This window comes from Streptomyces sp. WAC00040 (genome assembly GCF_056835925.1).
The window spans coordinates 1,571,234-1,589,654 of sequence record NZ_JAKQZE010000001.1; the positions used below are offsets into that span (position 1 = coordinate 1,571,234).

Genomic DNA, 18,421 nt, shown 5'->3' on the forward strand with positions numbered 1-18,421 from the left:
CCACGCCTCCAGGCCGACTCAGGGGCCTGCCGATGTCGAGGAGGGCATCGGCAGGCCCCTGCACATGCTCTAGGCACCCAGCAGCCGGGCACCGTTGTCGTGGCAGACGGCACGCAGCCAGTCGTCGCCGAGCCCGAGCCGCTCCAGCGCCAGCAGCTGGTGCGCATACGGATACGGGATGTTCGGGAAGTCCGTACCCAGCACGATCCGGTCCCCCAGGTCCGCCAGCCGCGCCCGTTCCCCCTCCGGGAAGGGCGCGAAGGCCTCGCTGAAATCCGTGAACGCCATCGTCGTGTCCAGCCGGACCTCCCCGTAGCGCTCGGCCAGGTCCAGGAAGTCGCCGTACTCGGGCATACCCATGTGCGCCACCACCAGCCGCAGCCGGGGATGGCGCGCCAGCAGCCGCCCTACCGGCTCAGGCCCGGTGTGCTTACCGGGGGCGGGACCGGAGCCGCAGTGCATCACGACGGGCACCCGCGCCTCCACGAGCAGCCCCCAGACCGGATCCAGCAGCGGGTCACCCGGGTCGTACGCCCCCACCTGCAGATGGGACTTGAAGATCCGCGCCCCGCCGTCGACCGCCTCCCGCACATAACGGTCCACGCCCTCCTCGGGAAAGAACGTCGCGGTGTGCACGCAGTCCGGCGTCCTCGCGGCGAAGTCGGCCGCCCAGCCATTGAGCCAGGCCGCCATCCCAGGCTTGTGCGGATAGAGCATCGAGGTGAAGGCCCGCACGCCGAACTCCCGCAGCAGCGCGACCCGTTCCTCCTCCTCGTGCCGATAGGTGATCGGCCACTCCATGCCGGTCATCGGGCCGACGGCGTCGAAGTAGGCCCACACTTTCCGCAGTACGGGCTCCGGCATGAAATGCGTGTGCACGTCCACGAGTCCCGGCAGCCCCAGCCCATACCAGAACCGCCGTACCTCAGCCGCCGCGTCCTTTGCGGATTCGATGCTCATGGCAGCCACCTTCCGTCCCCGGTCGGGCCGGCGTCCAGATCGATCACCGCAGAGACTCGAAGAGATCCGACGGGATCCGACGGGATCCGACCAGCTTCCGCCGGCCCGGATCCGCGGACGTCGTGGCAGTCCCGTCCCGCTCCGTCAGAAGAGGCCGTCCTGCACGCCGTCCCCCCGCACGCCGACGGTGGGCACACTCAGCGCCTCGCCCTCCCCGGCACCGACCAGGTCCCAGCCGGTCATCAGCCGGGTGTCGACCACGACGATCCCGTCCCTCGCCGTCCGCAGATGCAGATCCGGCCCGGCCACGGCGATCAACCGTCCCGCGACCGCCCCGCCGCCCACCAGTTCGCGCACCACCGCGTCGGCGGCGGGCAGACCTTCGAGCCCGAACACACCGACGTGGTCCACCGCCTCGAACGCGATCGGCTCCAGGGACTCCGCCCACCCCGGTAGTGCCAGCGCCCGCCGGTGCAGTGCGGCCACTTCCGCGACCCGCTCGTCCGGCCCCGGCAACGCCGCCCGCACGGCACGCTTGCGCGCGTACGCGATCCGGTCCGGCACACCCAGCGCCGCCCGCAGCAGTTCCTCCGTGCGCCGCGCCGCCATCAGCGGGCCCCGCCCCAGCCAGGCGAACACCACGGCCCCCTGCTCGAGCAACCGCGCCGGGCCGCGTTCCTCCGCCGTGATCCCGACCTTCACCATGCCCGGCCCGAACCAGGCCAGGTACACCCGGTACGTGCGGGGGTCGTCGGGCACGGCGTCGGCGGCGACCGAATGCGCCCGGTCCAGCCGCGCGCAGTCCGGGCACCGCGCCTGGGTCGCCCTGCCGGACACCACGGCGGCCATGGGGCACGCGTTCCCCCGCGCACCGACACAGCGGCGGACGCCCTCCGCCCGGAAGCCGAGGCCCTTGCCGATGACGAGCGGACTGACCCGGCCGCCCTCCCATCTCAGCACGCACACCCGGGCACCACTCGGCCAGCCGAGCCCGGCACACCGCCAGCCCATACCCACCTCCATAGGGCGAACGCCGGTGGCTCCCGCCTCCCCTGTACGACGGCCACCGCTCGCACCACCCACGCGAAAGGCCCCCGGATCTCTCCGGAGGCCTCTCGCCTGCTGCGCACCCGGCAGGATGTGAACCTGCGATCTTCTCGAAACCACAGGCGTGCGCGCCGTCCGATTCAGGGCCCGGTGACGACCCTATCGACAGCCGGTGACACGTGACCGTGCGACGCAACAGCCCGCGAGTGCTACCGACACGGGGCCTGTGGCCGCATACCCGGCCGGGCCGGGGCCCGCGGGCTCAGCGGATCACGCGTCGGGGTTCATGCCCTGGGCGGTCTTCTTCAGCCGGTCGATCTGGAGCTTCGCGAGGTCGTTGTAGTTCGGCTTCTCCACGAAGGTGCCGTCGCCGCTCACCACGGCGACGACGCTGCCGATCCGCATCATGACCAAGGTCTCGCCGTCGGCATCCTCGAAGGCCTCGGTCTCCTCGGCGCCCGCGTCGATCTCCAACGGCTTCACCTTCTTTCCGTCCTCCTCCGCCTTGCCGCGCTCCTCGGTGACCAGGGCCTTGTACGTGGCACTGGCGTCGTCCGGGCTCTGGAAGGCCAGGATGCCGAAGTCGACCTCACCGTCGTAGTCGGAGCTGTCGCCCCGGTCTCTGTCGTCCGTGTCGAAGTCGGTGGCGCCCATGCTGATCAGCCCGCCGCAGTTGGACTCGGTCGAGTCGGTGCACGCCTCGACCGCCTCGTCGCCGACCTCGACCTCGATGTCGTCGCCCTCGAAGCCCTTGGGGGCGCTCGCCTTGCTGGGGAGGGCGGTGCGGACCATGTCCGGCGTCAGCGTGACCGGGGGCTTGTCCCCGTCCCCACGGAAGGCATCCAGACCGTCGTCCGAACCACCACATGCCGTCAGTACGGCCATCAGCACCACTCCGGCCGTGATCCCCCGTGCTGCCTTATTCAACGTCAACTCCCCGCGACCATTACCCATTTAAGTGGATACTCAAGCGCATCAGGGCTGACCACGCCAAATGCGTCTCCCCCGTCGTCCGCGGTCGCACCCCGTTCATCCGCGGCAGAGACCTGTCGCCGGCATCGGCGCCCGATCCGGATGCGGGGCCGATGCTGATCGCACCCCGCTCCGGAACACCCGGCACGGTTCGCTTCCGGTCGCCGTCAAGTTCCACCCGGAGGTGGCACAGCGCATCCCTCGGCACTCGCAGATCGCATGACGACGGAGGTCTGGGCCGAAACGAGCGGGGAAGCCGTACGGGCCGCGATCGGCAGGCCGGCGACTCGATGAGCCGGACCGGCCGACAGCAGTCGGCGCGGTCGCTGCAGTTCGCTGCTGCACGCCCCAACGCGAGAGGCCCCGGACTTGTCGTCCGGGGCCTCTCGCCTGCTGTGCACTCGGCAGGATTCGAACCTGCAACCTTCTGATCCGTAGTCAGATGCTCTATCCGTTAAGCTACGAGTGCTTGTGCTTCCCGGGCTTTTCTGCCTGGTCGGCGTTGCGGGAACAACATTACATGACCTGCGCCGCGACGCGAAATCCATTAACCGCACCACGCCTGACCTGCTAAAACACCTGAACGGGTGTACGCACACGGCCCACGGGGCGAGCCAGGCCCCGTGCCGTGCCGGCCGACCACCGGGACGACCGGCGCCCTGTCCGTGCGAGCCGACCCAAGGAACGACCGAAGCCCCGGCCGTGTGGCCGGGGCTTCGATGATCAACTGGCGGAGGCGGAGGGATTTGAACCCTCGATGGGCTTTAAGACCCAAACCGCATTAGCAGTGCGGCGCCATAGACCGGACTAGGCGACGCCTCCAGCACACTCACGCGGGCGCGAGTGGTGCGTGCAGATGATGACACAGCCCAGGGGCGTGTCACCAATCGCCGTCCACGGTACTAGCCCCTGGGCCCGAAGGGCAAAGTGCTTGCGGTTGCGCAACGCCGGGGCGTGAGCAGCGTTAGACATGCCGGGGCCTGTCCTGGCCCCCGGCCGTACCCGTGAATCTTCAGGAGGCCCCATGCTGCGCCGCCTTGTCCTCACCGCAACCGCGTCCGTCGCCGCCCTGGCCGCGGCCGTGCCCGCCGCCGGGGCGGTCGTACTCTCGCCGCCACCGCTGCCCCTGCCGCTGCTGAAGAGACCCGCCCCCGAGCAGCCCGATCGGCTGACAGTGATCGTCTCCGCGACCGGGAACACCCGGACGGACGGCAGGTACGAGCTCGAGTGCCGACCGGCCGGCGGGACCCACCCCTCCGCCGAGTCGGCCTGCAGCCGCCTCGAGGAGTTCGCGCGGGAGCAGCAGGACCCGTTCGCCCCGGTGGCCGCGGACCAGATGTGCACCCAGCAGTTCGGCGGGCCGGCCACGGCGCGGGTCACCGGTACCTGGCAGGGGCGACAGGTGGACGCCACCTTCGACCGGAGCAACGGCTGCGAGATCTCGCGGTGGCAGACACTCGAGCCGGTGCTGCCGAACACCAGGTCATAGGCCGACGGCGTACGTCATGTGCACACAACCTTGGTGAGAGCTCCCCCTCATCCGCCGTCCGGGCCCCGGCCGGTGCCCTTAGACTCCCTTCAGTGACAGGCCGAGGCCCGAGGGGCACTATGGGAGCGGCCGTCCGCAATACGCAGTAGGTCAGGGAGGAACCGTCGTCGTGAGCAGCAGGCCATCCCGAGGCGCTGCTCGCCTCGCAGCCATACTCGACGCCCTTCCGGACGGGCTCGTGCTCGTCAATGCCAACGGCACGGTCGTCAACGCCAACACCATCGCCCTGGAGCTTTTCGAGACCCCGGGGACCGCTCTGGTCGGACGGGGTCTCCTCGATCTGCTGCCCCAGTTCGACTCGCGGCTGATCCCCGGGTCGATGCGCCGGCCCGACGCCGCGGACCGGCGGGGACGTACCAAGCCCACCCGCATGATCGCGCGGCGTACGGACGGCGGCGAGTTCCCCGTCGAGGTGACCAGCGCGAGCCTGGAGGACGGGCGCGAGGCGTACGACTCCTTCAACGCGTACACCGGCGACGAGCTGCTGATGCTCGTCGTCCGCGATCTGTCGGGCACCGTCGACACCGAGGCGGAGCTGGCGCGTTCGCAGCGGCAGACGGAGATGATCCTCCGGGCGGCCTCCGAGGGCGTCGTGGGCACCGACACCGACGGACGGGTCGTGCTGGTCAACCCGGCCGCCGCCCAGATCCTCGGGTTCCGCGCCAGCGACCTCGGCGGCCAGGAGCTGCACCCGCTGATCGTGCACTCACGCGCGGACGGCGAGCCGTTCCCGTACGAGGAGTCGCCGCTCGCCGACACCCTCAAGTCCGGGCGCAAGCACCGGGTGCGCGGCCAGGTTCTGTGGGCCAAGAACGGCTCCAAGGTCGCTGTCGACCTGACGACGGCACCGGTGCGCGACGGGGACCAGCTGGTGGGCGCGGTGATGACGTTCACCGACCGGCGGCCTTACGAGGAGCAGGCCGAGAAGCACGCCGCCGAGCTGGCGGAGACGACGGAGCGGCTCACGGCGGAACTGGCCGCCACCACCGAGCGCTACGAGGCCGAGCTGGCGGACAAGGTCGAGCGGTACGAGGCCGAGCTCGCTGACAAGGCCGACCGCTACACGGCCGAGCTGGAAGCGGGCTCCGAGCGGTACTCGGAGCTGGCCGCCCGGCACGCACAGCTGACCGCGGTGCTCGGGGAGTCGCTGCGCGGCCCCCTGGAGGAACTGCGCACCGAACTGGGCACGCTGGCTGCCGACCCTGCCGGACAGCTGTGGCCGGAAGCGAATCAGATCCTGCACCACCTGGCCGCCGGCTACGCGCGGATGACCACGCTCGTCGACAACGTCCTCGGCTACCAGCGCCTCGACACCGGCACGGAGCAGCTGACGAAGACCAACGTCCTGCTCGACGCGGTCGTCGCGGCGGGTGTCGAGGGCGCGATCGAGCTCATCGGTCCCGGGCGCGCCCAGTTCGCGGTGCACGCGCCGCCGATCGAGGCAGAGGTCGACGGGACACGGCTGGCCACGGCGCTCGCGCATCTGGTGGCGGACGTCGCGGGTGTCGACTCGACCGGCAAGGCCAAGCTCCCTCCCGGTGGCGGCTACGTGGACTCGACCGTCGTCGTCGCGGCCGCCCAGCGCGGTGACGTCGTCCGGATCGAGGTGCGAGGGCCGTTCGCCGGGGGCGACCCGGTGCACGAGCCGATCGTGCGCGGGATCGTACGGGCGCACGGCGGTGTGCTGCAGACGCACGAGGTGCCGGGGATGAGCGGCAGCGCATACGTGCTCGAGGTGCCGCTGGGCGAGGGCGCGGGGACCGTCGCCCCGCCCGCCCCTGCCGCGGCCCAGTTGCCCGCGCTGCCGGCGCAGCAGTCGTCCGAGCCGTCCGGGCCGGTCATGGCTTCGGCGAACACGACCACCGGTGGCGGCGGACGCCGACGGGCTCGGCGGGCCTCCACGGACGCCTTCCTGGAGAGCCCGGTGGCCATGGAGGACCCGGTGGCCGCGACGCAGCCGACCGGGAGGCGCCGGGCGGCGCAGTCGGACGCCGAGCTCATCCCTGCCCAGGACACGGGTGAGGGAGCCGCCCGGAACAGCGTCGAGGGACCGGCCGAGGGCCAGGGCGGCAGCGGGGGGACCGGGCGGCGGCGTGGTCGCCCCAGCCCCGCCGAGAACGCGGCCGTGGCCGTGCGGCCCGCGGAGGGCTCCGTGGTGACCGCCGCCGAAGGCGCGGGCGGACGTGCGGCGCTCGGGCAGACCGTCCCGCCGCAAGGTGTACCGGTCGATCCCCACGGCATGCAGACGGCGCCCTCGGGGCGGCGCGCGCGGAGGGCCGTCGAGAGCGGCCTGCCCTCCCCGGCGGGCGCCGAACAGACCCGCCAGGCGCCGCAGCCCAGCGGCCGGCGCGCCCGGCGCGCGCTGGCCGCGGCACCGGCCGAGCCCGAGAGCGCGGCACCGCGCAGCGCGTTCGCCCTGCCGCCGGCGGAAGCGGACCGGATCCCCGCCGAAGAGGTCAGGCCCGAGGGCCCCGCAGCTGAGCGGCACGACGCCGTGGCTGCGGCCCCGGACACCGCGCACCACACGCCTCCGCAGCAGCACCCGGCGCCGACCGGGCGCAGGCGTGCCCGTAACGAGGAGCAGCCGACCCCACCGCCGCAGGCCCCGGTTCCCGGTGAGATTCCGGCCGGGCCCACGGCGGCCGGTCAGGCCGGGTGGGGGCAGGAAGCCGCACTCCCCGGCGGCTCTGCCGACGGTCCTTCCGGCGACGGCGCTTCAGGCGCTGCATCCGGTGGTCCTTCGGTCGGTGGTCCTTCGGTCGGTGGTCCTTCGGTCGGCGGTCCTTCGGCCGGCGTCACGGGCGGGGTCTCCGCCGCCGAACCGCCCGCCGCAGTCGGGCACCCGTCGGCCGGCCAGGGCTTCGCCGCACCCGTGCAGGCGTCCGACACCGCTTCCGTATCGCTGCCCCTGCCGCCCGTCGCACCGGCTCAGCCGCAGGACGAAGCGGGGCAGCGGGACCAGGAGGGGAACGCCCCGCAGGCCGGAGCGCTGCCGTCGGCCCAGGCCCCTCGGCCTGCGGTCGCGCGCGTCGCCCAGCCCCTCCCCGAGGAGCAGCCGGTACCCGCCGACTCCACGCAGGGACGCGCGTTCAGCGTGCGCACCCTGGGCCAGGGTGTGCCGTTCGCCCAGCACCTCACCCAGCAGCAGAACCAGACACTCGGATCGGGCCGCCGCAGGAAGCTCGGCACTCGTCCCGACAGCGAGCAGCCCGAACTCGCCGCCCGGCCGCATCCGCAGCCCACCGCGGCGCCGGTGCCCGCCCCCGTTCCTCCCGGCGTACCGCAGAACGGTCCCCGGCTCCCCGCCGACCGCGCGGACAACCGCTCCGAGGGGCGGTCCTACGCGATAGGGGCACCCGACGAAGGCGCGGAGGGCCCGGAACCGCTTGACGGGCCCGGAGGCGCGGTCGAGGTCGCCAACCAGCCGCAGCCGCAGCCCGTCGACGACGAACTGCCCCCGGAGCCGCTGGACAACCCCCGTCGGCTGCTGGTGTGGCCGGCACCCGACGTCTCCACGCAGCAGGCGCTGAGCGACCGCGGCTACCGGCCCGTCGTAGTGCACTCGCGTGAGGAGGTCGACGCGCAGATCGCGGCGTTCCCGGCCGCCCTGTTCGTGGACCCCCTCACCGGGCCGATCACCCGGACCGCGCTGCAGTCGCTGCGCCAGGCCGCCGTGGCCGCCGAGGTTCCGGTGCTGGTGACGGCGGGTCTGGGGCAGGCGACGCGGGAGGCCGCCTACGGCGCCGATCCCGCCGTACTGCTCAAGGCGCTGGCGCCCAGGGACAGTGAGCAGCACCCGTCGCGGGTGCTGCTGATCGAGGAGCACGAGGAGATCGCGCTCGCGCTGACGTCGACGCTGGAGCGGCGCGGCATGCAGGTGGCACGGGCCGGCGCCGACGCGGACGCCGTCACCCTCGCCACCCAGATGCGCCCGAACCTGGTGGTGATGGACCTGATGCAGGTGCGTCGCCGGCGTGCCGGGATCATCGACTGGCTGCGCGCGAGCGGCCAGTTGAACCGCACCCCGCTGGTCGTCTACACCTCCGCAGGCCTCGATCCGGCGGAGCTGCCGCGGCTGTCCTCGGGGGAGACGGTGCTCTTCCTCGCGGAACGCTCGACGAGCAACGAGGTCCAGGCGCGCATCGTGGACCTTCTGGCGAAGATCGGCACCAACTGAATCGGGGCCGACCGACGCGAAAGGGCCGGCGGTCTCGACCGCCGGCCCCTCTGTTCCCGCTGGTACGCGCACTGCCGGAGCGACTACGGCTCCGAGCCTGGACCTCTGTGTTCCGCAGCCGTGTGTCCTACCGCTCCGTGGCCTGCGGCCCCGCGTCCCGCGGCACAGTTCTTCAGAGCCGCGTTTCTACAGCGCCGTGGCCCGCAGCGCCATCTCCTACAGCTCGGAGACGTCGAGCTCACCGTCCGCGTACTGCCGGCGGATGACCTTCTTGTCGAACTTGCCGACGCTGGTCTTCGGCACCGCCGGGACCACCGCCCAGCGCTCCGGAAGCTGCCACTTGGCGATCTTGCCGGCGAGGAACGTCTTGAGCGTCTCGTAGTCCGCGGTCGAACCTTCCTTCAGCACCACGGTCGCCAGCGGCCGCTCGCCCCACTTGTCGTCGGGTACGGCGACGACCGCCGCCTCCGCCACCTCGGGGTGTGCCATGAGGGCGTTCTCGAGCTCGACGCTGGAGATCCACTCGCCGCCCGACTTGATGACGTCCTTGGCCCGGTCGGTCAGGGTCAGGAAGCCGTCAGGGCTGATCACACCGACGTCGCCGGTCTTCAGCCAGCCGTCCTCACTGAACTTGTCCTCGGGCCGGAAGTCCTCGCCGCCCGCACCGCCGTAGTACGCACCCGCTATCCAGGCGCCGCGCACCTCCAGCTCACCGGCCGACTCACCGTCCCACGGCAGGATGTCGCCGCCGGGGCCGACCAGCCGCCCCTCGACGCCGGCCGGGAAGCGGCCCTGCGTAACGCGGTACGGCCACTCCTCCTCGGCGGTCAGACCGGCCGGCGGGTGGGCCATGGTGCCGAGCGGGGAGGTCTCCGTCATGCCCCAGGCCTGACAGAGCCGGACGCCGAGCTTGTCGTACGCCTCCATGAGGGACGGCGGACAGGCGGCGCCGCCGATGGTGACCTGCGTCATTGAGCTCAGGTCGCGGGGGTTGGCGGTCACCTCCGCGAGCAGGCCCTGCCAGATCGTCGGGACCGCAGCGGCGTGCTGGGGCTTCTCCCGCTCGATCATCTCGGCGAGCGGGGCGGGCTGGAGGAAACGGTCCGGCATCAGCATGTTGATGCCGGTCATGAACGTCGCGTGCGGGAGTCCCCAGGCGTTCACATGGAACTGCGGGACGACCACCAGGGTCGTGTCCTTGTCGGTCAGACCCATCGACTCGGCCATGTTGACCTGCATGGAGTGCAGGTAGATCGAGCGGTGGGAGTAGACGACGCCCTTGGGGTCGCCCGTCGTGCCGGAGGTGTAGCACATGGCCGCGGCGGCCCGCTCGTCCAGCTCGGGCCAGTCGTACGTGGTCGGGCGGCCGGCGATCAGCTCCTCGTACTCGTGGACCTGTGCCTCCGTGTCGGCGAGGAGGGAACGGTCACCCGGGCCGGAGACGACGATGTGCTCGATCGTCGGCAGATGCGGCAGCAGCGGCGCCAGCAGCGGCAGGAGTGAGCCGTTGACGATCACGGCGCGGTCGGCGGCGTGGTTGACGATCCAGACCAGCTGCTCGGCGGGCAGCCGCAGGTTGAGCGTGTGGAGGACGGCGCCCATGGAGGGGATCGCGAAGTACGCCTCCACATGCTCGGCGTTGTTCCACATGAGGGTGGCGACTCTCTGGTCACCGTCGATGCCGAGTTCGTCGCGCAGGGCGTTGGCCAGCTGGGTGGCCCGTCGGCCTGCCTCCGCGAAACTGCGCCGCTGCGGCTCGGGCTCCCCGGTCCAAGTGGTGATCTGCGATTTCCCGTGGATCGTCATCCCATGCTGGAGGATGCGGGTCACAGTCAGCGGTACGTCCTGCATGGTGCTCAGCACGGCGTCCTCCCGGTGGGCGCGTTGCGCTACGTGGCAGAAAAGGTGGGAAGATTCTGCGCACATACCACGCGGTATGTCACTACCCGGAGGTAATGAATCGTCGTACATCCCCGCGCAGCACCGCACAACAGCGCACACGAACCGGCCAGAGCCGGGCGGCCAGGGGCGCGGGAGGCGGCGGATGCGGGGGAGGCGGGGGAGGCGGGAGGGAGCCTGCCGGAGGGGGTGCCGCCGTACGGGAGTCGTCAGGGACCGGTCGTCAGCGGACCGGTGACAGCTCCGGATCCTCGCGGAGCTTCCCCAGCGCCCGGGACACGGCACTCTTGACCGTACCGATCGACACCCCGAGCACCTCCGCCGTCTGCGCTTCGCTCAGGTCCTCGTAGTAGCGGAGCACGACCATTGCTCGCTGGCGGTCCGGCAGCTTCATCACCGCGCGCCACATCGCGTCATGCAGCACCTGCTGCTCGGCCGGGTCGGTGAGTGGAACCGTCGCCGGCTCGGGCAGCTCTTCGCAGACGAATTCGTCCACCTTGCGCTTGCGCCACTGCGACGTCCGCGTGTTCACCAGAGCCCGGCGGACGTAGCCGTCGAGCGCCCGGTGGTCCTCGATCCGCTCCCAGGCGACATACGTCTTGGTCAGCGCCGTCTGCAGCAGATCCTCCGCATCGCTCACGTTCGACGTCAGCGAGCGGGCGGTGCGCAGCAGCACGGGTCCCCTCGCCTGCACGTACGAAGAGAACGAGGCGTAGGGCGTGTACGACGGCACCGGCGCGGCGGCCTTGGAAGCGCTCGTACAGACTGGCGTGGTCATGGCTCAACGCTAGGAGCGCACCCCGCCGTCGCGGATCGGCCCCAGGTCCCGAAGCGTTGTCCCCCTCAGGTTGTAGGGGCGCCTCGGGCTGCACCTCCTGAAGGTGGAGGACACCCTCAGGGGCTACTCACCGTCGGCCCCGAGAACCAGTCCTGAGGTGGGCACGCCAGTGCCCGCGGTGACCAGAGCCCTGGCCGCACCGGGTATCTGGTTCACCGCCGTGCCGCGAAGCTGTCTGACTGCCTCGGCGATGCCGTTCATCCCGTGCAGATACGCCTCTCCCAGTTGCCCTCCATGCGTGTTGAGCGGCAGGACGTCCGAGGCCACGAACGCGGCCCCCTCGCCGGGCTTGCAGAAGCCGAACTCCTCGAGCTGCATGAGCACGAACGGCGTGAAGTGGTCGTAGACGATCCCCACGTCGATGTCCCTCGGGGCGAGCCCCGAGGTCCGCCACAACTGCCGGGCGACGACGCCCATCTCGGGGAGGCCGGTGAGGTCGTCGCGGTAGAAGCTGGTCATCTGCTCCTGGGCTCTGCCCGCGCCCTGGGCGGCGGCGAGAATCACGGCCGGCGGCCGCCGCAGGTCGCGTGCGCGCTCGAGGCCGGTGACGACGATCGCTTGGCCGCCGTCGGTCTCCTGGCAGCAGTCCAGCAGCCGCAGCGGCTCGACCGTCCAGCGGGACGCGGCGTGATCCTCCAGGGTGATGGGGCGGCCGTAGAAGTACGCGGCCGGGTTGGTGGCCGCGTGACGGCGGCCGGTGACAGCGACATGGCCGAACGCCTCCGGCGTCAGCCCGTAGGCGTACAGATAGCGCTGAGCGGCCATCGCCACCCAGGATGCGGGCGTGAGCAGCCCGAACGGGAGATTCCATCCGAGCGCGGCACCTTCCGCGGTCGGCTCCCTGTGCTGCACGCCGGAGCCGAAGCGCCGTCCGGAACGCTCGTTGAACGCCCGGTAGCAGACGACGACCTCCGCGATGCCCGCGGCAACCGCCAGTGCAGCCTGCTGCACGGTCGCGCAGGCCGCGCCGCCGCCGTAATGGACCCGCGAGAAGAACGAGAGCTCACCGATGCCGGCGGCCTGCGCGACCGTGACCTCCGGGTTGGTGTCCATCGTGAAGGTCACCATGCCGTCGACATCAGCGGGCGAGAGGCCGGCGTCGTCCAGCGCGGCGCGCACGGCCTCGGCGGCGAGCCTCAGCTCACTGCGGCCGGAGTTCTTCGAGAATTCCGTCGCCCCGATACCGACGACGGCCGCCCGTCCGCCGAGCGCGTCCTTCTCCCGAATGCTCATACGGCGGCCTCCGGAATCGTCACCGTCACCGTGCCGGTGACGTGGTTGCCGAGACTGTTGGCGCCGACGACCCGCACTTCGGCGGTCGCTCCGTCGAACGCGCCGATCGTGCCGCTCAGCACCATCGTGTCTCCGGGATGGTTGGGGGCGCCGAGCCGTATGGACACCTTCCGCAGGACGGCGCGGCACCCGAGGGAATCGGTGATGTACCGGCCGACCAGGCCGTTGGTCGTCAGGATGTTCATGAAGATGTCCGGCGACCCCTTCTCCTTGGCGATCTCCGCGTCGTGGTGCACATCCTGGAAGTCGCGTGAGGCGATGGCCCCGGCAACGATCAACGTGCGGGTGACGGGAACGACCAGCGAAGGCAGGGCCACGCCGACCCGCAGGGCAGGGGGCGTATCCGGGCGGGTGGCGGAGGCCGGAGCGGCGGGCGGATCCGGGCGGGTGGCCAAGGCGGGAGCGGGGTGCGGAGCCGGGCCTGGGGTTGTGTCGGCGACGGGGCGGTGGTCTTGGGCGAGGGCCGGGCGGTGGTCTTGGGCGAGGGCCGGACCGGGGCCGGCCGCCGGGTCAGGGGCCATGTCCGGAAATACGTCTTGCTTCGCGGAGTCCGTCTCGGCCGACGCACCCGGCACGCCGCGGAAGACCGGAAGCTCGTACTCCCCGCCCACACCGAGGAACTCAAGCTCCACCGGCATACCGATGCGCACCTTGTCGGGCGGCACACCCACGATGTTGCTGACCATCCGCACACCCTCGGCCAGCTCGATCAGCCCCACTGCGTACGGCGGGTCGAACGCCGGAAACGGCGGATGGTGCATGACCACATAGGAGAAAACGCTTCCCGAGCCGCAAGCATCCAGCGTGTCCCAGTGCGGAGAGCCACAGGCACCGCATCCCGGCAACCAGGGAAACCGCGGCTTTCCGCATCCGCCGCAGCGCTGAATCAGCAGCCGGCGGTCTGCCACGCCCTCCCAGAAGCCGGCATTGTCCCTATTGATCACCGGACGCGGCCGGCCTTCCTTCGGTTTCCGGTTCCTGGGTGCGTACTTCAGGATCCGGAAGCGGTGTTTCCCTGCCGGCTCCCCTCCTGCCCGCACGTCCATCCGCGTGGTGATGAAGTAGCCGGTCCCCAGCTTTGTCGTCTTGCGCTCGGAAACGGACTCGATCACCGAGTCGAAGGTGATTCGGTCGCCCGGACGTAACGGCCGCAGATACTCCTGCTCGCAGTCCGTGGCCACCACCGAGGTGCAACCGGCCTCGTCGAGCAGCTCGAACAGCTCGTCATGCGCCGCGTTACGGCCCGTGTGTCCCGACAGGCCGCCCATCGTCCATGCCTGGAGCATCGCCGGTGGAGCGACGGCGTCCGCCCCGGCGTAGGCAGGGTGCCTGTCCCCCATCGCCTCGCACCAATGCCTGATCATCGGCTCGTTGACCAGGTCCTTGCCCACGCCGGGGAGGGTGGCGCCCCGCCCTTCGTACGTCTTCAACCGTGCGTACAGAACGTCGGTCACCTCTCCCCCTCCTCCGCGCGAGTCGCATCGTCGCCACGATCCCCGGCTGCACCTCACTTACCCCCGCCCCGAGGTGCTGAGCTGCGCGGCCCGTGATGGCCCGCTGCCTCCTCCCTGCGCTCCGCCGGTCTCCCGCATACATGTGAACCACTGGATCTGACTGTCCGTCAGCTCTCTACTTCTGTCAAGGTCATGTGCCGGACGGCCCGGCTACGCCCCCACGCCCTCGGGCCGTCACGCCCCACCTCGAGCCCATCTGCACGACGGCGCCCCCAAGCGCCGCCGCCCAGACGGTCGTCGTCCCCCAGCTCACGCTCCCCTCGGGCCGGCCGTCACCAAAGAGGCCAGAAATTCACGGTGACGTTGTCCTGGTCGATGACCGTGAAGCCCAGCCCGCCGGCGCCGGCGGTATTGCTTCGATTGCTCGCCCCCCATCCGGTCGCCACCTGTTGAGTGGTGGACGAGTCGCCGAAGTTGGCGCCCTCGACGCCGCTGCCTGCAATGGTCGCCACCGACACGTTCGACCCGTCGTCCCCGAAGCCGCCGCCGTGGGCGTGGGCCACCCCGCCGAGGAGCGCGACGGTGAGAGGCAGGGCGGCCGCTACGGCGAGAACGCGGGCGGAACGGATGCTTGCCATGTCATTTCCTCCATGTACCGGAACTGCACAAGTGCTTCGGATTCCGGGGCGGTTGGCCTGCCGCTCCCGACTCGATCACGACGTCGCAAGATCAGAATTGCCCACGCGATCCACCACCAATCGCCCCGGTAGGTGCGGTTCGCTCGCAAGCGTGATGACTTGTCGATAAACCATCTCCATGCCCGAAGATCGACCGATTGGCGCCGCCGCTTCAGAGGCGGGTGCCGCAAGAGGCGATACGATTCGGCAACTTTTGCGCCATATTCCCACCTTCCCTTCTTCGAACGTCTGTACGAAAATGGATCCATGGCCATCACCGACCGGCAGACCGCCACCCTGGCCCTCGCCCACGCCCTCTCCGCCGCCGAGCGCGGGCTCCCCGTCATCCCGCTGTCCGCGACGAAGCTCCCCGCCCTGCGCTCCCCCCACCGCGGCGACCCGCAACCGGTGCTGTGCCGGGGCGAATGCGGTCTCCCCGGCCATGGGGTCCACGACGCCACCGCCGACCTCGCTGCTGTACGCGCCCTCTTCGCGGCCGCGCCCTGGGCCACCGGCTACGGCATCGCCTGCGGTCGTCCGCCGCACCACCTGATCGGCATCGATCTCGACGTCAAGTCCTCGACGGACTCGATGGCGGAACTGCAGCACCTGGCGCTGCGCCACCTGTTCACCATCCCGGAGACGGTCACCGTCCTCACACCGAGCGGCGGTCGTCACCTCTGGCTGACCGGGCCGCCCGACACCGTCGTCCCCAACTCGGCGAGCCGGCTCGCCCCCGGCATAGACGTCCGCGGCACGGGCGGATATCTCGTCGGCCCCGGCTCGGTCACCGCAAGTGGCGCGTATCGCATCGCCCCTGGTACGGCCCACCTCGCGCCGGCGCCGTGCCCGCGTGCGCTCCTGCGCCTGATCACGCCCCCGGCGCGCACGCGTTCCGTCGCCGGTTCACCCCACGGTCAAGGGCACGGCCTCGTCCAGTTCGTACTCGCGGCGCAGGAGGGGCAGCGCAACACCCGACTGTTCTGGGCGGCATGCCGCGCTTACGAGAACGGCCTCGGCGACTCCCTGACGGAAGCCCTCACCGACGCGGCGGTCCGGGCCGGCCTCACTGAACGTGAGGCACGCGCCACGATCGCCTCCGCCGACCGCCTCACGTCGAACCGCGGCATCCGCTGACCGCAGCCTGCCAGGAACCGTCCCGGCATCTCGTGGCGTGCCGGCGATTGCCCTACCGCTTCAGCCACCACCACCAGCCGGTCCCGTCGGCGCAGGACGAGACAAGGTGAACGCAGAGGGCGCGGCTCCGAAACCGGAGCCGCGCCCTCTGACCTGCAAGCGGTGGGTGTGGGATTTGAACCCACGGTGACTCGCGCCACGACGGTTTTCAAGACCGTTCCCTTAGGCCGCTCGGGCAACCCACCCACGCCCCGCCTCACCTGCTGCGGAGCGGGCTACAGACTACCGGGCCGGGGCGTTGCGCGGGGTCCGTGGTCCACACGGGGTCCACTGGCTCCGTTCCCGGGTACTTCCTCACCTGTAGCACTCCACACGGCGCATGCGGTCTCTGTACCGTCAAGGGTAGTAGCCCACACGGATGGAGCACCGATGCCTCGCCGCCCTCTTCGAGTTCCGGCGGGAGGACCACTTCAATCTGGCCCTCGACCCGGACACGGCCAGGGAGTTCCACGACGAGACGCTGCCGGCCGAGTCGGCGAAGACCGCGCACTTCTGCTCGATGTGCGGTCTCAAGTTCTGCTCGATGAAGATCAGCAGAAGCATCACAGAGCGGTTCGCCCCGGATCTCGCCATGACCAGTGACGATGACGTTGAAGCGGGCATGCTCGCCAAGTCGAAGGAGTTCGCGGAGGCCGGCCACCGCGTCTACCTCCCTATCGCGGACTGATCTTCTTACGTCTCAGCGTCCCTTGGCATGCGACCCGGGGGACGCTGTCGTCTCTCACGAACGAGCTGCGGCAGGAAAGGTCTGGTGGCGCGGCCGGGCGGCGACCTCTGACTGGGGCTACTGTCACCGGGGGCCGGCCGACGCGTTCGCGGGACCGGGCAAGTCGCCGAGCTCCAGGTCACCGTCCATGAACCGCTGAACAAACCAGGCACGACGAACGTGTTGCCTCGCCCCGATCGTTCAGCGAGTTCGGCCTGTGTGCCTCGCAGGTTCCGGAGCTCTGACCGTTCGGACCGCGGGCCTGCGCGCGTCGGCTCCTTCGACGATGGGGCGGCTATCGGCTCACTCCAGGATGGTGAGGTGGTCGGCGGCGCCCCCGCGCCACTCGACGAGGAACAGGGTCGCGTCGTCACTGGTGCTCCCGCCCCGTTCCTCCTTCAGGGCGTGGGAGAGCGAGCGCACCACCGCCCGCACTCCCTCCCCGGTCTGCTGGATGCGGTTGACCCAGTGGATGAGCTGTTCCTCGCCGAACTCCTCTTCGCCGGCTTCGTGCTCTTCGATCAGGCCGTCGGTGAAGCACAGCACCCGGTCGCCGCGCAGAAGCATCTGCTCGCTGACCTGGGGCTTCTCACCGCCGAAGCCGACCGGGAAGGTGGTGGGGGCGTCCAGCCGGCGCAGGACCTGGTGGTTGCGGATCAGCAGTGGTGCGGGGTGACCCGCGTTGACCCACTGCAGGTGGCCCGTTGCGATGTTCAGACGCATCATCTGCGCGGTGACGAAGTGTTCGGGGCCGAACTGCTCGGCGATGGCCCGGTCCATGAACGCATAGATCTCGGGCAGGCCGATACCGGCCCGTCTGGAGTGGCGGTAGGCGCCGATGGCTACGGTGGCCATCGTGGCGGCGTTGAGGCCGTGGCCCATCGCATCGAGTACGGCCATGTGCAGGATGTCGTCGTTGAGTGCGTAGTCGAAGCTGTCGCCGGCGACGTTGTAGGCGGGCTCCAGGATTCCGGCCACCGCGACTTGGGGGACGGACATCACCAGCGGCGGGAGCAGAGACCACTGGATCTCCGCGGCCACGCTCATGGGTTCACGGCGCCGGGTGAGGAAGAACTGGTCGGTGTAGCTGTGCTTGGTGACCAGCATGTCGGCGATCAGCCCGGCGAGCCTGCGCAGCAGACGCCGGTCGTCGTCATCGACGGTCTCCAGGGTGAGAACCAACACTCCCACCTGGTCGCTACCGTCCAGCAATGGCAGATACATCCGAACGCCATCGGCCTGCGGTACCTCGACAGGGGCCGCGTTCAGGAATGCCGTGCCGGCATGGGAACCACCGATCGGCTCAGGCTCACCGACGCTCAGCCCCTTGCCCGGCAGCGGCATGAGCAGGAGCTGTGCATAGTCCTGCAGGAGGATCGAGATGTCCCGGCCACCGACCCGGGCCACCTCTTCCGCGATCAGCGGGGCGATCAGCTGCGGCGGCATCTCGTGTGCCCGGTCCAGTAGCACCCCCAACAGCCGCTCACCGAACCCCTCCGACCGGTCCACCCTGTCCTTGCCGGGCTGCCGATCGCCCTCCACCATAGCCGCGCCCTTTCACGTCACCAGCCCTGCTTTCACGTTCGCCTGCCGCGCCGGCTGTCTCCAAACGAGTGGTCGCCCGGGGCAGCCGTGTGCTGGGCTTCGATGCC

11 protein-coding genes, 3 tRNA genes and 2 pseudogenes are annotated in these 18,421 nt (G+C 70.6%); 4 read left to right on the forward strand and 12 right to left on the reverse strand.

Going from position 1 to position 18,421, the window contains the following annotated elements:
- Positions 1 to 69 precede the first annotated feature (69 nt).
- The 5 genes from MDN94_RS07205 to MDN94_RS07225 all read right to left on the reverse strand — a co-directional run bounded on the left by MDN94_RS07205 (position 70) and on the right by MDN94_RS07225 (position 3,801).
- Positions 70 to 960, reverse strand: a complete 891-nt coding sequence (locus MDN94_RS07205; protein WP_482725084.1) for an amidohydrolase family protein — start codon at positions 958 to 960, stop codon at positions 70 to 72.
- A 144-nt stretch (positions 961 to 1,104) separates the two neighbouring features.
- Positions 1,105 to 1,971, reverse strand: coding sequence for a DUF2797 domain-containing protein (locus MDN94_RS07210; RefSeq protein WP_482725085.1), 867 nt, complete (start codon positions 1,969 to 1,971; stop codon positions 1,105 to 1,107).
- 306 nt (positions 1,972 to 2,277) lie between these two features.
- On the reverse strand, positions 2,278 to 2,934 hold the full coding sequence (locus MDN94_RS07215) for a hypothetical protein (RefSeq protein WP_482725086.1): 657 nt from the start codon (positions 2,932 to 2,934) through the stop codon (positions 2,278 to 2,280).
- A 441-nt stretch (positions 2,935 to 3,375) separates the two neighbouring features.
- Positions 3,376 to 3,448 (reverse strand) — tRNA-Arg (locus MDN94_RS07220).
- Positions 3,449 to 3,707: 259 nt separating this feature from the next.
- A tRNA-Ser gene (locus MDN94_RS07225) sits at positions 3,708 to 3,801 on the reverse strand.
- Between the two features lie 202 nt (positions 3,802 to 4,003).
- On the opposite strand from MDN94_RS07225, the gene MDN94_RS07230 reads away from it, so the two are divergent.
- Together MDN94_RS07230 and MDN94_RS07235 are read left to right on the forward strand one after the other, a co-directional pair.
- On the forward strand, positions 4,004 to 4,468 hold the full coding sequence (locus tag MDN94_RS07230) for an SSI family serine proteinase inhibitor (protein ID WP_482725087.1): 465 nt from the start codon (positions 4,004 to 4,006) through the stop codon (positions 4,466 to 4,468).
- Between the two features lie 169 nt (positions 4,469 to 4,637).
- Positions 4,638 to 8,705 (forward strand): PAS domain-containing protein, encoded by a 4,068-nt coding sequence (locus MDN94_RS07235; protein ID WP_482725088.1) that lies wholly within the window; start codon positions 4,638 to 4,640, stop codon positions 8,703 to 8,705.
- 216 nt (positions 8,706 to 8,921) lie between these two features.
- On the opposite strand, the gene MDN94_RS07240 is transcribed toward MDN94_RS07235, so the two are convergent.
- The 5 genes and pseudogenes from MDN94_RS07240 to MDN94_RS07260 form a co-directional block, all read right to left on the reverse strand.
- The gene (locus MDN94_RS07240; protein ID WP_482725089.1) at positions 8,922 to 10,568 is read right to left on the reverse strand and encodes a long-chain fatty acid--CoA ligase; all 1,647 of its coding nucleotides are present in this window, start codon (positions 10,566 to 10,568) and stop codon (positions 8,922 to 8,924) included.
- Between the two features lie 259 nt (positions 10,569 to 10,827).
- Positions 10,828 to 11,382 (reverse strand): SigE family RNA polymerase sigma factor, encoded by a 555-nt coding sequence (locus MDN94_RS07245; RefSeq protein WP_482725090.1) that lies wholly within the window; start codon positions 11,380 to 11,382, stop codon positions 10,828 to 10,830.
- A gap of 123 nt (positions 11,383 to 11,505) precedes the next feature.
- Positions 11,506 to 12,675: a lipid-transfer protein gene (locus MDN94_RS07250; protein ID WP_482725091.1), complete on the reverse strand. Its 1,170-nt coding sequence runs from the start codon at positions 12,673 to 12,675 to the stop codon at positions 11,506 to 11,508.
- Positions 12,676 to 13,301: 626 nt separating this feature from the next.
- Positions 13,302 to 14,189 (reverse strand): annotated as a pseudogene (locus MDN94_RS07255) (bifunctional MaoC family dehydratase N-terminal/OB-fold nucleic acid binding domain-containing protein); the annotation flags it as partial.
- A gap of 332 nt (positions 14,190 to 14,521) precedes the next feature.
- On the reverse strand, positions 14,522 to 14,827 hold the full coding sequence (locus MDN94_RS07260; RefSeq protein ID WP_482725092.1) for a hypothetical protein: 306 nt from the start codon (positions 14,825 to 14,827) through the stop codon (positions 14,522 to 14,524).
- 306 nt (positions 14,828 to 15,133) lie between these two features.
- Here MDN94_RS07260 and MDN94_RS07265 point away from each other — a divergent pair, with 306 nt between their 5' ends.
- Positions 15,134 to 16,003 carry a bifunctional DNA primase/polymerase gene (locus MDN94_RS07265; RefSeq protein ID WP_482725093.1) on the forward strand — a complete coding sequence of 290 codons (870 nt, stop codon included), beginning with the start codon at positions 15,134 to 15,136 and terminating at the stop codon, positions 16,001 to 16,003.
- Between the two features lie 160 nt (positions 16,004 to 16,163).
- Here the strand turns inward: MDN94_RS07265 and MDN94_RS07270 are convergent.
- Positions 16,164 to 16,248, reverse strand: a tRNA-Ser gene (locus MDN94_RS07270).
- A 194-nt stretch (positions 16,249 to 16,442) separates the two neighbouring features.
- Between MDN94_RS07270 and MDN94_RS07275 the strand changes: the two are divergent.
- Positions 16,443 to 16,730: pseudogene (locus MDN94_RS07275) on the forward strand (phosphomethylpyrimidine synthase ThiC); the annotation flags it as partial.
- Between the two features lie 342 nt (positions 16,731 to 17,072).
- On the opposite strand, the gene MDN94_RS07280 reads toward MDN94_RS07275, so the two are convergent.
- Positions 17,073 to 18,314, reverse strand: coding sequence for a PP2C family protein-serine/threonine phosphatase (locus MDN94_RS07280; protein ID WP_482725094.1), 1,242 nt, complete (start codon positions 18,312 to 18,314; stop codon positions 17,073 to 17,075).
- Between the last annotated feature and the right edge of the window lie 107 nt (positions 18,315 to 18,421).

Bases quoted from the DNA above. Each gene is read 5' to 3' on its own strand.
- MDN94_RS07230 (WP_482725087.1), top strand. From the start codon at position 4,004: ATGCTGCGCCGCCTTGTCCTCACCGCAACCGCGTCCGTCGCCGCCCTG.
- MDN94_RS07250 (WP_482725091.1), bottom strand. From the start codon at position 12,675: ATGAGCATTCGGGAGAAGGACGCGCTCGGCGGACGGGCGGCCGTCGTC.
- MDN94_RS07205 (WP_482725084.1), bottom strand. From the start codon at position 960: ATGAGCATCGAATCCGCAAAGGACGCGGCGGCTGAGGTACGGCGGTTC.
- MDN94_RS07210 (WP_482725085.1), bottom strand. From the start codon at position 1,971: ATGGGCTGGCGGTGTGCCGGGCTCGGCTGGCCGAGTGGTGCCCGGGTG.
- MDN94_RS07265 (WP_482725093.1), top strand. From the start codon at position 15,134: ATGGCCATCACCGACCGGCAGACCGCCACCCTGGCCCTCGCCCACGCC.
- MDN94_RS07260 (WP_482725092.1), bottom strand. From the start codon at position 14,827: ATGGCAAGCATCCGTTCCGCCCGCGTTCTCGCCGTAGCGGCCGCCCTG.
- MDN94_RS07245 (WP_482725090.1), bottom strand. From the start codon at position 11,382: ATGACCACGCCAGTCTGTACGAGCGCTTCCAAGGCCGCCGCGCCGGTG.
- MDN94_RS07280 (WP_482725094.1), bottom strand. From the start codon at position 18,314: ATGGTGGAGGGCGATCGGCAGCCCGGCAAGGACAGGGTGGACCGGTCG.